The following is a 14,199-nucleotide window of genomic DNA, read 5'->3' as shown; positions in this document are numbered from 1 at the left end:
CACAGAGATCCTAATGACGTTCTACAACATGACCCGTTTTCATTTCGTTTCGAAAATCGCCCTGCTGGGCGCAGTAGTGGCTCTGAGCGGATGTGCGTCCCTTTCCGGCTCAGAGGGAGCCGTTAAAAGCCGGGCTCATAATTTTTGGCAAGCCAGAGTAGAGGGAAGGCCCGACAAAGCCTATGAGTTGACCACCCCTTCGTATCGGCAAGTGAAAAGCTTCCAGCAATATCGAGTGAAGTTCGCAGGTTTGGGCGCGAAGGCGGCTGAGGTAGAGGGCGTCAAGTGTGAGGCTGAGAGGTGCGTCGCTCGTATCAAGCTGGCAGTTCAGCCCGGCTTGGCCTTGCTTAAGCTGGACAGCATAGAGATGTACATGGACGACGTGTGGGTTCGTGAAGACGGGCAGTGGTGGCATTACGAAGCTCCATAAGCGCTTGCTAGCCGCGCATGGTGTCTCAACAAGAGGCGTGTGTTGCATTTCATCAACAACGCGTTTTATTACAGTTTTCCCTCCCTGCTCCCACTTCGTACGCTGTGCTAACATTCCCCGGCGTAATCAATCGTGGTAGTTGCGCTTACCAACTTTTTTAACTGGAGTTCCTTGTATGAAGAAAAATGTTCTGGCTCTGAGCATTGCTGCCATGATTGGTGGCCTGGGCCTGGCAGGCGTCGCGTCGGCTGAAGTGATCGTCGGTACCGGTACTGGCGGAATGACGACGTCCGACGCCACTGAGCTGCGTATTTCCGATGCTGGCGTTGGCCACAATCTGCTGGTGCCTTACTTCAACGCGCAAAATGGCAACATGAGCGTGTTCCACGTGGTCAACACCGACACCGTGAACGGCAAGGCTGTGAAGGTGCGTTTCCGTAGCGCCTCTAACTCTGACGATATTCTTGACTTTCAAGTCTTCCTGTCGCCTGGTGACGTGTGGACCGCTGCTGTGACCGCTGGCGCCAATGGCGTGGCGCAAATCACGACGGCTGACAACAGCTGCACCGTGCCTGCTCTGCAAAAGAATGTGGCTCGCTCGTTCGTGACGGATCGCCTGAATCCAACGATCTTGCCCGAAGACAAGGCCAACCAAACCCGTGAAGGGTATGTCGAGCTGTTCAACATGGCTGACATTCCTCCAACCACTTCTGGCACGGAGACCGCGCCTGATCTGTACTACGCAATCAAGCACAAGAGCGGTGTGGCTCCTTGCTCGGTGGCTGGCTCTGCCTCGCGCACTCTGCTGAACTCGCGCGCCATCACGAACCACTTTGATGAAGCGGCTACCCGCGCTTTGGGTTTCGACACGCCTACCTCTGGTTTGTTGGGCGACTGGTACATCATCAACGTACCACAGACGACGACCTTCTCTGGTGCAGCTACCTCGGTGGTTGCTTTGGATGACGCTGGAGTGTCCGCTCGCGGCAACTTCGTGCATTTCCCACAAACTGCTGCTCCATTCGTTTCCAACACGGCTACTCGCACGGTTGACTTTTTCACGGCGGATCCCCTGTTCCGTACGGATGCACAGGTTGCCAACGGCACTTCGTATGCACCAGGTTCCGGTGCTGCGACGCTTCGTGCGTCCAACTACGACCTGCCTGACATGTCGACGCCTTACGCAACGCAGAATTTCGCTAACACCGCACCGCTCGCGCAAGCTAACTTGCTGACCTCTGCTCTGGCTGCCACTTCGGTGACGAACCAGTACGCAACGGATGCGGTGATCTCTGCGAAGACGGACTGGGTGTTCTCTATGCCTACGCGTCGTTACAGCGTGGTCGCCAACTACGCTGCCTCGGGCACGGCCCCTAACGGTCAGTCGGTGGTGGGTATTAACGCACCTAACTATCGCTTGTTCTCCGTATTGGCTGGTGGCACTGACACTGCTGAATGGTTCCGTCCTAACAACACCAGCATCGATTCGCGCGGCAATATCTGCGTAGCAGCGGATGCAACTGGCTCCTTCTTCCGTGACCGTGAAGAGGGTCCAGATCAAGCCGGTGAAGAGCCAGTGTTCTCGCCAGGCACGCCATCCGCACCTACCCGTTTCAGCTTCTGCGGTGAAACCAGCGTGCTGTCGTTCGCTGACGCCGGCTCTTCCGTGCTGGCCGGTAACGTTGCTCGTCAAAACCTGACTTCTGGTATTGCTGAAAACGGCTGGGGCTTGATCAGCACGGTCAACGGTGGTCCTGGTCTGCCAATCCTGGGTTCTGCTTTCATCAAGCTGACGAACCCAGACGTGGGCAACGGCGTGTCCGGCAACTTCGGTATCACGTGGCCGCACCGTTTCACCCGCGCTTTGGCACCTGCTGCTGTTACGCCTACGCCTTAAGATTAGGCGTCGATAATTTGCCTAGTAAGGGCACTTAGTCGCAGAGATGCGATCAAAAAAGGCGGGGTTTCCCCGCCTTTTTTTTTGGAAATTGACCGCATGCATGACTCTAAAAATTCTCATACTCACTTTTTTCGGTTATCACAAAAGCTCGTCGCCCTCGCGGTGTTGCAAATAGCTGTTTGCGCAAATGCGCAACCCGTGACCGGCTCTGCCGCTCAGGCCTCGGGCAGGTCTGCAACCACTAACGATGCATCAATGCCCGCCGCCGCGTTGCCGTCGACGTCTGTTTTGGTTCGGGGTTCAAAAGCGACGGTCACCGTGGGCGACGTTCAGGCCGATGCAGCTATGCGCATTCCAGCAGAAAACTTAGACCAAGTGCTGTCGCGCTCCGCAGCAGTCAGTCAGATCGCGACTAACCTGTATGCGCGACGTGCCATGGCCGCTGATGCTGAAGCCGCTAAACTCAACGAACTGCCTGCAGTCGCGGCTGCGTTGCAAGTGGCGAAAGATCGGGTACTGTCTGACGCGTGGCTCGCAAAAATTGGCGACCAGAACTCAATTTCTGACGCCGCTGCAGAAGGCTTAGCGCTCGCTGCTTACAAAGCGAAGCCCGAGCGCTTTGTGACGAGGGAACAGATTCGCGTCCGCCATATTTTGTTCAGTGGTGTAACTCCTGAGTCACGTGCACAAGCCGAAACTGCGCTTGATGAACTGAAGAAGGGCGCAGATTTTGGGAAGTTGGCGCGTGAAAGCTCAGCTGATAAAGGTAGCGGAGCCAAGGATGGCGATTTGGGATTTTTTGAACGCGGTCGCATGGTACCTGCGTTTGAACAGGCTGCTTTTGCGCTCACTACCCCTGGCGAACTTAGTGGAGTAGTTGAAAGCCAGTTCGGATACCACATAATAAGATTTGAAGAGCGGAAACTGCCAGGGCCGCAACCATTCGAGGACGTGCGCGGCGAACTTATGAAGGAGGCGCGCGGCACGCTTCTTCAAGAAGCCCGTGTGTCGGAAGCACAGCGGCTTCAGCAAGGCATGACCGTGGAGAAGGACGCAGTTTCTGCCTTCAGTGCGACTTTTAAACCGACCACTGTGCGTATCGCTCCTTGACAGAAGCGGGTCTGGAGTATTTGCATCTGTCCTTCTGATGCGCGACGGTCTTCGGCAACGGCTGATGTACCGTAGTCGCCAAATACCGTCGCAATTCCTTTCGCTTCTGGGCACGCCTCTGAACGCGTTTCCAAGGGGCCGGTAGCGGCATTCGTCTCTCCGTTTCGAAAAATATTTGTGTTCCATGCGAACTTTGATTGATGAATGGCAAGCGGTAAGCAGTGCTCGGTCGCTGATCTGGGTGCTGACAAAGCGGGAAGTGGCCGCGCGGCATGCTGGCACCGCTGTAGGTGTACTTTGGCCGTATTTACAGCCTCTGCTTAGCGTCGCTGCGTACTACTTGGTTTTTGACGTAGTGTTTTCGATGAGGCTGCAGGATGGAGGTGTGCCCCATGCGGTCGGTACCTTCCTCGTAGTCGGGGCCCTGCCCTGGATGGCTTTCTGTGATGCGGTGTCGCGCGGCATGAACAGCTTGATCGAAGCCGGCGGCATGCTGCAGAAGAATCCGCTACCGCCGGTGTTGTTTACCACCCGTGCGGTGCTTGCCAGTGCTGTGATCTATGGGCCCATCATCGCTTTGGTGGCGTTGGTCTACACGCCGTTGCACGGGTTCCGGTTGCCAGTGGTAGCCATGCTGCCCTTGATGGCCGGGCAGTTGCTGCTCAGCATTTTGCTGGGCTATCTGCTGGCCATCCTGGCGGCGGCCTTGCGCGACACGGTGCAGATCGTCGGCTTTCTGCTGTCGGTGGGTATCTATCTCACACCGATTCTGTTTCCGCTGTCCATGTTTCCCGAGGACTGGCGCTGGGTGTTGTGGCTCAACCCCATGACGGCCTTGGTCATCGGCTACCAACAGGTGCTTCTGCAAGGGGCGTGGCCTCCTGTGGCGGTGTGGATTGCCCTGAGTACTTGGCTTGTAGTGGCAGCGCTGGCGTTGAACGTAGTGGTGCGGCGCAGCCGCGACCAACTGGTGGACTGGCTATGAGCGAAGTGTCGGTAAATTCCGTTTCTCAGTCATCCCCGGTCGCAGCCAGAGCCCTCGATCCGGACGCGCCTGCCGAAACCGTGCTCAAGGTCAGCAACGTCAGCAAGGAATACAAGCTGTACCCCTCGCCGCGCTCCCGCCTGCGCGCATTGGTGACTGGCAAGGCCACGCACCGCAGCCATTGGGCGCTGCGCGACGTGTCTTTCGAGCTGCGCCGCGGCCAGTGCATTGGCGTGGTGGGCGACAACGGTGCGGGCAAGAGTTCGCTGCTGAAGTTGCTGGCGGGCACTTTGCAGCCCTCCACCGGCCGTATCGAACGCGTTGGCCGAGTCACCGCCATCCTGGAACTGGGTGCGGGATTTCATCCCGATTTCAGCGGTCGCGATAACTTGTACTTCGGCGGCAGCCTTATCGGTATCGACCATGACGAGATGGCTCGGCTGGAACCTGAGATCATTGAATTCTGCGAACTGGGCGAAGCGCTGGATCGTCCGGTCAAGACCTACTCCTCCGGCATGGCGGTGCGCCTTGCGTTTGCGCTGGTCACCGCGGTTCAACCGGATGTGCTCATCATCGACGAGGCGCTCGCGGTGGGAGACCAGCATTTCCAGAAGAAGTGCATCGAACGCATCATGGCGTTCCGCAACAACGGTTGCACCATTCTCTTTTGCTCGCACAGCCCGTATCACATACGCCATTTGTGCGATGCAGCGATTTGGCTGAAGGCCGGCCACGTGGAGCAGTTCGGCGCGACGGAACCTGTGCTGGCAGCCTACGACCTGCACACCCGTGAACGGCAGGTGCAGGAGCAACAGGCCATCGAGTTGGCCACCCAGCCGATGGCCCCATCGCTGGCCGGTGAAACGCCTTTTGCACAGGAGCCGGGCACTGAGTCGGATGTGCCGGTAGATCCGCCGGCGCCCGTGGCTGCGGTTGAAGGCGGCGCCGCTTGCCTGTTGTCGGTGGAGGTCAAGGACTTGGGTGAGCCAGAGGGTGCCCAGCCTGCAGTGCTGCACAGCATGGATCTGGTGGTCACCATCACGGCGCGCGGCCGGGGCGACGAACGCCCGCACATCGGCTTCATGATTGAGCAATCCAAGGGCGTGGGAATCACCTCGCTCGCAACGCATGAAGACGGCGCCGTGCCCAGGCAGTTGCCCGACGGTACCTGGCAATCGGTGTTGACCTTTCCCGATTTGCCGCTGCACAGTGGCGACTACGTCATCAGTGCCTTCTTGTTCGATGAGACCGGGTTGGCGGTATACGACGAGTGGTTCCAGTTCAAGCACTTCCGGTTCATCTTTCCAAAACCTTTGCCTGGGTTGGTGCGCCTGCCGCACCATTGGGCATGACCTGCAGGTGACAGGCCCCGGCGTCTGAATGCGCATTCGGGTGCATGCCTGCATGCGAAGGGCTCGCATCTCATTGGCAGTCGACCGCTGCCACCCATCCATCGGAAGACTACCGACGGGTTTTCGCCGCTGATAATGACGCTCCCCATGACCACGACATACTTCACACCCCACGCGGGCCCTGGCGCACAGCTATTGCAAGAAGGCCTCCAATTGCTTGAGCGCGGTGATCGCGCTGGCGCCGCGCAGGTGCTGGCGCGAGCTCGGGAAGACTGCACCGCCTTGCTCCAGGCCCACGCCTTGATCGAACAGCACGGCCTGGTGGGTTCGTTCACCAACATGACCGGGCTGGACTGCCGCATCTCGCCCAGCGATGACATCTTCCAGTTCTTCGCTGGCCATCCTTCCAGCGTGAACCCGCTGCGGGACTATTTTGCGGACGGCTGGCGCACGCTGTCAGAGCTGATGCTGTTGCTGGAAGCGGTGGACAGACCGCTGCTGCGCACGCCGCGCGTGCTCGAATTCGCCAGTGGTCACGGCCGCTTCACGCGGCATCTGGTGAAAGCGTTGGGTGCACCGCGTGTCACCGTGTCCGACGTGGTGCCCAGCGCGGTGGAGTTTTCGTGTGCCACATTCGGTGCCGACGGTTTCCTGTCGGCGAGCAGGCCGGAAGACGTGCGCTGGCCGGGTCAGTACGACTTGGTATTCGTTCTGTCGCTGTTCAGCCATTTGCCACGCAGTACGTGGTCGCGGTGGCTGCGCGTGCTGCAGGATGCCGTGGCGCCCGGTGGTCTGCTGGTGTTCAGCACGCACGGGCAGAAGGCCGCAGATTTCGACAGCGTAACGCTGGATGCCGATGGATTCTTCTTTGCTCCCTCGAGCGAATCGAACGCCATCGATGCACAGGAGTACGGCACGGCTTTCACCTCCGAAGCCTTCGTTCTGAACGAAATCGCTGAAGTGTGGGGGCCAGACGCGCTGGTGCACCATGCGCTGGTGCACTTCTGGAACCATCAGGACGCCTACGTTCTGCGTAAGCCGTAAGCCGTAAGCCGTAAGCCGTAAGCCGTAAGCCGTAAGCCGTAAGCCGTAAGCCGTAAGCCGTAAGCCGTAGGGCGCCGCGAACATGGGGACATCTTTACTCACCAGCCACCCATGGCGGCTTGAGTGGCAGGTAGGCCGCGTCGGTAGCAGTGTCACTCGCGCAATCATGCGGTTGACCCATTGATCAAGGATATGCGCATGAACTGGATGCTGCGGCTGCAGGAAAAGCTTTGGGGCGTCGCCCCATGGGATGCAAAGCAAATCACCGATGAGTGGTTTCGCGCGCATTTCGAGTACGCGTCCGACGTGGTCAACCACTGGGTGGGCGGCGTGCTCGACCTGCCGACGGCGCGTCTGCTGAATTTCGGCTGCGGGGACGGCATCACCGACTTGTCGCTGGTATTGCGGCACGGCGCTACGGCCATCCATGGCGTGGACATTCGTCAGGAATACGCCAAGCTGCCGCGCATCGCGCGCGAGCAGTTGGGCATGTCGCGCATTCCGTCTGCGCTGACGTTCGAGACGATCAAGCCAGGCACGCCGCTGGCAGGCAGCCGGCCGCTGGTGGACGGCATCATGAGCTGGTCGACCTTCGAGCATGTGCAGCGGGACCAGTTGCTACCGATCTTGTGCGACCTGCATGCCTGCCTGCGCCCGGGAGGCTACTTCTTCATCCAGATCGAGCCGCTGTTCTACTCACCCTATGGGTCGCATCTGCGCCGGTACGACGAAGTGCCTTGGCACCATCTGCTGGCGAGTGAGGATGCGTTGTGGAAGGTGATCGAAGACCACGACGGGCCTATTGACGCGGCCGAGGTGGATTTCGGCTTTGCCGACTTTGGTGTGGATGGCTACAAACGGTTCGTGTTCAAGGAATATCAGGCGCTGAACCGCTTGACCGCGGATGAGCTGGTGGAGATCACCGCCGCTGCGGGCTTCCACGTGGTACGGCAGGAGCGTCGGCACGTGCAGACAGAAATTCCTGCCGAACTGCGCGGTCGCTACCCGGACGACTGGCTGCTGAACAACGAGATCTTCCTGCTGTTGAGTAAGTAGGCTCGTGGGCTGCCTGCAAGCCGTCCCAAGCGCCGGTTCTTAGACATCGGTGGCTGTGGCCGCCGTTGTGGCTTTGAAAGCAATTTGGACGTCGCAGGGTATCTGTTGATCAAAAATCATAGCGGCTAGCGCTTGATACATAAGGCTTTGAGTATCGAAAATACTTCGAATGCTTATGTATCAAGCGCTAGCTGCTATTGTTTTGGTACTTCTGAGTGCTCAAGTCCGCTGCCGGGCGCCGGGGCAGCCGGCGCCCGAAAGCTGTCTCAGGCCTTGAGCCAATTCTTCACGCGTCGTTGCCAGTGCGCGGGAATGCTGCGCGCCACTCCCCGTAACACGGGAAGGGATCGCAGGTACACGATGGCATCTAGCACGCCCGACTTGGCCTGGTCGGTAGTGGTGGGTTGCGGCACCAAGCCTTGCAGCTGGCTGGGGGCCAGCACCGAACCGGCACTGCCTTCGGGCACTGTGGGCAGCGGCAGGTCACGCAGGTAATGCGTGCTGTAGTGCCAGTCCGGCACTTCGATGAGAGGCAACGGCTTGGGTTGGCTTTGCGCCAACGTGGGCGGCACCCCGGTGGCGAAGTGATCGTCGCGCATGGCCATAAACGCATCGACCCAGGCCTTGGGTGTCTGATCCCAGTCACCGATCCAGCTCCAGGGGCGGCCAGCCACTCGCTCGGCAAAAGCACCCAAGTCGCTGACCATCACGGGCAAACCCGCCTGCAGTGCAGCGCTCAAGGTGTAGCTGTAGGTTTCCGGCCATTGCGCGGGGAACCACGCCAGGTCGGGCTGCAGCCACTCGATGAGGCGCGGCAGGTCTTCTTCCGCATAGCTGCCGTGGATGGTCAGCCGAGAGCGGGGCTGGGTCTGCAGATGGCGGTAGGCGTAACCGATCAGGTGGAACTCAATGGGGACGTTGCGCTTGGCAGCCTCTAGGGCGACTGCTTCCAGCACGTCCGCACCCTTGATCACGCTTAGCGCGCCAATGACGACGATCTTCAGGGCCGCACCTTCGTGCAGAGTGCGTGGTGCTGGCAAGGGCAGCGAGGTGGCGTCCTTGACGTCGGTATGTGGGATCGGCAGGACGTGCACCGCCGGCACGAAGGCCGAGATGCGGCGGGCCGTGTCGTGGCTGGGTGCCAGCACATGGCGAGCGCCAACCAGCAGCCGTGCATTGGCTGCGCGCCACTGCGTGACGTTGCCATGCGACGGTGCGCCCATGTCGGGCGGGCAGCAGGCGCACTGGCCGGGGCCGAGTTCGCCAGCGTAGCTGTTGCCCGTGCCTGTCAGCGAGATATGGGTGCAGTAGCTGAAATAGTCATGCGTGGTGAAGTCGTAGGAGACATTCAGCAGGTAAGGCAGATCGCGAATCGCTGTGTCATGGCCCAACAGATGGTGGAAGTGCACGTGGCCCACGCCCAGGCGGCGCAGCACGTCCAAAAGTTCGGCGTGTTGAGAGCCGAGCTGGAAGGACAGCTGGAAGCCTTCTTCTTCACGGGCAAATCGCAGCAGCACACTGTGGCTGGGGCCCGGCGTCAATGTCAGAAATACGGCTTGGTCAGCCAGATGCGCTGCAAGTTCTCGCACATGGCGCACCGTGCCACCAGCGCGATCATGCAGCACGTTCAGGACGACGGGCAAACCTGATTCAGCAATGCGCGCAGCGTCCAGAGCCAGGCGGTACGGGCGGGCCGGGTCTGCCTGCACGAAGGCGTGTACGTCGCGTGCGTAGTTGGGATGTAGTCGGGCCAGAGTGGCCATCGCAGCCTGCTCGCGCGGGCTCTTGCTGTCGCCAAAGCTCACGCCGCCGGTGTGCAGCACGAACGTGTCCAGCAGATGCAGGTTGCGCCAGCCGGCCTGTGCTGCGCGCTGGCAGAAGTCGTTTTCTTCGCCGTAGCCCTTGCCGAAGTTTTCGGTGTCGAACAGGCCCACGTGGTCCAGGCTGTCGCGGCGGATGTACATGCAAAAGCCCACGCCGGTAGGCACATCCACCACCGCGCCTGGGTTGGTGCGTGCACACAGCGCATCGATGCGGGCGGTGTCGTAGCCCGGCGGCAGGGCGTTGTCCTTGCAGAACTCAGGGTAGCTGCAGATAGTGGCATTGGTGGAAAACGGCGTGACCGACGCGATGCGCTGATCGCCATAGGCGGCCGTACGAATGCGGTCGAGCCAGTCGTTGGCCACCTCGGTGTCGCTGTTGAGCAGCAGCACGTCGTTGCTGTCGCTGAGCGCCATGCCGCGGTTGACGGTGCCCACGAAGCCCAGGTTTTCCTCGTTTTCCAGCAGCATGATGCGGCTGTCCTGGGCGGCGCGGGTGCGCAGCCACTGCGTCACCTCAGGCTCAGGGCTGCAGTCGTTGATGACCACCAGCCGATAGGGCACTCGCACCGGGCTGGCCAGCACGGAGTCAATGCACAGTTGCGTGTCAGCCAAGCCTCGGTACACCGGCACGATCACGTCCACGGGGTGGTCGGTGGGCGCCATCGGGCGTGCGCCTCCTGGTGTGTGGGATCCCGCCAAAGGAGTGGGGGCAGTGTGCCGCGGCGCGCGGCCCAGCAGGCGGTCCACGCGCATCTTGGCGTGCACGATGGGGCGGGTGGCGCGGAACACGGTGGAGCTTTCGATGGATTTCAGGTGATGCGCAAGTTCGGCGAATTCGCGTTGGGTGCGCAGCAGGTCTTGTTCCAACTGCTCCGCCTGCCGCCGGTGTTGCGCGGACTCCTGAAGCAGTTCGCTGCGTTGCCGCAGCAGCCCGTCACGGGCGTTGACCATCGCCTTATGCAGCCCCAACAGGCGGTCGTGTTCCACCCGCGCTGTGTCTACCAGCCCATTCCAGTGCGCCTGTGCGGCAGCGAACTCTTCGCGCGCTGACGTCTCGGCGGCCTGCCTGGCTTGCTCGGCCGCCTGCCAGGCTGCCTGCAGCGCCTGCCGGTTGGACTCCTCCAGCGCGAGGCGAGCAGCCTCCGCTGTCAGCCGTTCCTGCTCACGAGCGCGCAGATGAGCCTGCTCGGTGTCGCGAACGTCGCCCCGCAGCCGTTCCTGCTCCTCAGCCGCCTTGGCTTGGACATTCACGATCTCGCTTTGCAGCGGGCGCACCGTGCCAGCCAGCGCCAAGTAATCGGCAGACATGGGCCAGCCGAATTCGACTTCCAGCACGGCACCCTTACCGGCAGCGGCTTGCGCCACGCGTTGCGGCGGGATGGGCAGCTGGACCCAGGGATCTTCTCCCGTAAGCAGCAGCAAGGTTGCAGGGGCTGCGGCAACTAGCGGGGCATGCCATACCAATTGGCTGTGGGTTGTTTCGGCCAGCAGGGTGCCAGGGGCCGTCTCCGCAGACCAATTCCAAACGGCGTTGCCATCGGCATCGCGCAAGGTGATGCCATACAGATGCATGAATCCAGGGCGGTCGGCAGGGTCGAACCGCAAATGGGTGAGGTTGTCGGACTGCGGCAGGGCGAATCGGAGCGTCTGGCGCTCGCGCCCGATGGTGCCCGCGACCGATAGTTTGCTGTCTTCCGAATACTGGCCGTCATGGCCCAAATACAACTGCGCGGTGAACAATGCTGCAGCAGGCTCAGAATCCGGCGCTCCGGCCTGGTCTACCAGCACCGCCTCGGCACTAGGGCGCGCCACACCGATGAACTGGTAGGTCAGTGCGTCGGGCACCGCCAGCAGGTGCCGGGCCACTGCGGGCGGCAACTGGTCGAAGGCGACGCGGAACTCAGATTCAGGTAATTCTCGGCGAATGGTGTCCAGGCTGTCCAGGGCCCAACGGTGCTCTCCCATGAACCTAGCCAACGAACGGCGGGTGAAGAAGCGCAAGTGGGTGCGGTCGAGCAGGCCCTCGGGGCGGTAGCGGAAGTCACCTTGTAGCAGTTCAGCCACCAGACCCGCGTAACCAGCGTTGGGCACGGACGTCAACAGCCGGCCATCGGGAGCTAGCAGCGAGCGGCAGGCTTCGAGCACCCGCTCGGGCTGGCTCAGGTGCTCAAGCACATCGGCGCAGACGATGTAGTCGTACGTCTTGCCTGCAAACAGTGCCAGCAGGTCGCAGGTTTCCAGGTTTGCCACCACCACATGGCGGTAGTGGGGCCGTGCATGGGCGGCCTCAGCCTCGCTCCACGTCAGGCCGTCGCTCGTCGTTGATCGGGTTTCTTTCAGATACTGGCCCAGCGCACCGCTACCGCAGCCCAGGTCAAGAACGGATGTGCCTTCGCGGATAAGGCTCGCCAGCACGGATAGGGATGTTCGCTCGTCCTGCCGAATGGTGCGCAGATAGACGTGCAAATCCTCGATTGTTTGCGTCATCCCGCGATTATGACCAAGCGGTGAAGCGGCCCTGGCAGCGCCGTGCCTGTAAGCCGGGCGGGTGGGGCTTGCAATCCGACGACAATAGCGCCCGATGTCTTCCCCTTTAGCACCTTCCTGCGACTTGGTCGTGTCAGTAGTCAGTCATGGTCACGGGATGCTGCTGGATGAACTCCTGCGGGATCTTGTCCGCGTGGGCGCGCAGCGAATCTGTCGCGTCGTGGTAACACTGAATCTTCCGGGCGAGCCTGCTCCACATATTGATGTCGCTTGGCCATTCGCAGTGCAGGTGCGCCGCAACATCCGCCCGCAGGGTTTCGGAACCAATCACAACCAGGCACTGGCCGGTGCCACTGAGGGGTGCATCTGCATTCTGAACCCTGATGTCCGGTTGCGTGCTGTAGACGCAGACCCGTTCTCGGGACTGGTTGCGGCGGCAGTGCAGTCCGGAACGGGTTGTGCCTATCCGATCCAGTTGGACGAGCAGGGCCTAATACAGGACAGCGAGCGGGAACTTCCCAGCCCAAAGGCACTTTGGCGGCGCCGGGTCCTGGGGCAGACGCAGGCCCGTGTTGACTGGGTGAATGCCGCGTGCCTGGTGATCGCCACTCCAGTCTGGCAGAAGGTGGGTGGTTTCGATGAGCGTTACTTCATGTATTGCGAAGACGTGGACCTGAGCCTGCGCCTGCGCTTGCTCGGGCTCAGGCTGGTGCGTGCGCCAGTGTCCGTCATTCATGCCGGCCAGCGCGCCAGCCATCGCCGCATCCAGCATCTGGCCTGGCATGTGCGCAGTCTTCTGCGGTTGTGGTTCTCCCCGGTGTATCGCCAAGCCAAGTTGATGTTGCCCATGGATACATCCCCTCGGCGTACCATCGGCCCGTCATGATCTGGTTGTCGCTCGTCAGTTTTTTCGTTGCCCTTTTCGCAGCAGGTTTCATCATCCGCTGGATGAGCGAGCACGCGGTGGAGTACGGCGCCAGCATGCCCCAGCGTTTTCACGTGGGTGAGGTGCCTCGGCTGGGAGGGGCGGCATTGCTGTTGGGCATTCTGGTCAGCTGGCTGCTGGGCATCTGGCAGAACGGCAACGGCGATGCGGCATCGCTGCGTTTGGGTGACTGGGTGCTGTGCTGGATTCTCGTCCTGTTGCCTGCAGCCTTGGGCGGCATTGCCGAAGACCTGACGCAGCGGCTGGCGGTGCGCTACCGGCTGGCACTGACAGGTTTGTCAGGTGTGCTGGCCATTTGCCTGCTGGGCCTGAACGTCACCCGGCTGGGCCTGCCCTGGCTCGATGCGGGACTGTCTGCGATTCCTTGGCTGGGTTTTGCCATCGTGCTGCTCGCCATCACCGGCCTCCCGCACGCCTTCAACATCATCGATGGCTACAACGGCCTTGCCGGTATGGTCGCGCTCATCATTTGCCTAGCGCTTGCCCATGTCTGCATTCAGGTTGGCGATCGCTCACTTGCGGCGCTGCTGGTGTGCACGGCGGCGGCGACGGGTGGGTTCCTGGTCTGGAACTACCCGCGCGGCATGCTGTTCGCGGGCGATGGCGGTGCGTATGTGTGGGGGGTGGTGATCGCCCTGGCCAGCATTTCGCTGGTACAGCGCAATCCGGATGTTTCGCCCTGGTTTCCGCTGCTGCTGCTGATCTACCCCGTCTGGGAAACGCTGTTCTCCATCTACCGCAAGCTGGCACGCGGGGTGTCGCCAGGCGTGGCCGATGCGCTGCATTTTCACCAGCTGATCTACCGCCGCATCGTGCGTGGCGTGTTCCACGACGACGAGTCGCGCCGCGTGCTGATGCGCAACAACCGCACCTCGCCCTATCTCTGGGGCTTCACCATGCTCACCGTCGTGCCGGCGGTGCTGTTCTGGAACAACACGCTCGTGCTGATGACCTTCTGCGGCATCTTCGGCGCGCTGTATGTGACGGCTTACCTGGGCATCGTGCGATTCAAGGTGCCGCACTGGCTGCGCCACTGAGCGCGGCTGGCAGATCCTTCCTGGCGTGG

General features: G+C 61.1%; 10 protein-coding genes. 9 read left to right on the top strand and 1 reads right to left on the bottom strand.

All coding sequences use genetic code 11. The annotated features are described in order from the left end of the window. Window positions 1-13: 13 nt before the first annotated feature. From RQI28_RS16040 to RQI28_RS16010, 7 genes are all read left to right on the top strand, one after another. Window positions 14-430: a hypothetical protein gene (locus RQI28_RS16040; protein WP_311222562.1), complete on the top strand. Its 417-nt coding sequence runs from the start codon at window positions 14-16 to the stop codon at window positions 428-430. Window positions 431-605: 175 nt separating this feature from the next. Next, complete coding sequence (locus tag RQI28_RS16035; protein ID WP_311222561.1) at window positions 606-2,327, top strand: cell surface protein; 1,722 nt, start codon at window positions 606-608, stop codon at window positions 2,325-2,327. 99 nt (window positions 2,328-2,426) lie between these two features. Beyond that, window positions 2,427-3,440: a peptidylprolyl isomerase gene (locus tag RQI28_RS16030; protein ID WP_311222560.1), complete on the top strand. Its 1,014-nt coding sequence runs from the start codon at window positions 2,427-2,429 to the stop codon at window positions 3,438-3,440. A 184-nt stretch (window positions 3,441-3,624) separates the two neighbouring features. After that, window positions 3,625-4,425, top strand: coding sequence for an ABC transporter permease (locus RQI28_RS16025; protein ID WP_311222559.1), 801 nt, complete (start codon window positions 3,625-3,627; stop codon window positions 4,423-4,425). Between the two features lie 80 nt (window positions 4,426-4,505). Beyond that, window positions 4,506-5,777 carry an ABC transporter ATP-binding protein gene (locus RQI28_RS16020; protein ID WP_311230743.1) on the top strand — a complete coding sequence of 424 codons (1,272 nt, stop codon included), beginning with the start codon at window positions 4,506-4,508 and terminating at the stop codon, window positions 5,775-5,777. A gap of 147 nt (window positions 5,778-5,924) precedes the next feature. Continuing rightward, window positions 5,925-6,821: a class I SAM-dependent methyltransferase gene (locus RQI28_RS16015; protein WP_311222557.1), complete on the top strand. Its 897-nt coding sequence runs from the start codon at window positions 5,925-5,927 to the stop codon at window positions 6,819-6,821. A 198-nt stretch (window positions 6,822-7,019) separates the two neighbouring features. After that, a complete protein-coding gene (locus RQI28_RS16010; protein WP_311222556.1) occupies window positions 7,020-7,877 on the top strand; it encodes a class I SAM-dependent methyltransferase in 858 nt (285 codons plus the stop codon). A gap of 266 nt (window positions 7,878-8,143) precedes the next feature. On the opposite strand, the gene RQI28_RS16005 is transcribed toward RQI28_RS16010, so the two are convergent. Next, window positions 8,144-12,187, bottom strand: a complete 4,044-nt coding sequence (locus RQI28_RS16005) for a methyltransferase domain-containing protein (protein ID WP_311222555.1) — start codon at window positions 12,185-12,187, stop codon at window positions 8,144-8,146. Window positions 12,188-12,281: 94 nt separating this feature from the next. On the opposite strand from RQI28_RS16005, the gene RQI28_RS16000 reads away from it, so the two are divergent. Then, a complete protein-coding gene (locus tag RQI28_RS16000) occupies window positions 12,282-13,073 on the top strand; it encodes a glycosyl transferase (RefSeq protein ID WP_311222554.1) in 792 nt (263 codons plus the stop codon). Then, complete coding sequence (locus tag RQI28_RS15995) at window positions 13,070-14,170, top strand: glycosyltransferase (RefSeq protein ID WP_311222553.1); 1,101 nt, start codon at window positions 13,070-13,072, stop codon at window positions 14,168-14,170. Before RQI28_RS16000 ends, RQI28_RS15995 begins: the two co-directional genes overlap by 4 nt. The last annotated feature ends 29 nt before the right edge of the window (window positions 14,171-14,199 follow it).

Origin of the sequence: Acidovorax sp. WCS2018Noco2-16, from assembly GCF_031843945.1 — a bacterium.
Taxonomy (GTDB): Bacteria; Pseudomonadota; Gammaproteobacteria; order Burkholderiales; family Burkholderiaceae_C; genus Paracidovorax.
The sequence above is the reverse complement of the archived record's forward strand: the minus strand, read 5'-3'. Positions and strand labels throughout refer to the sequence as shown.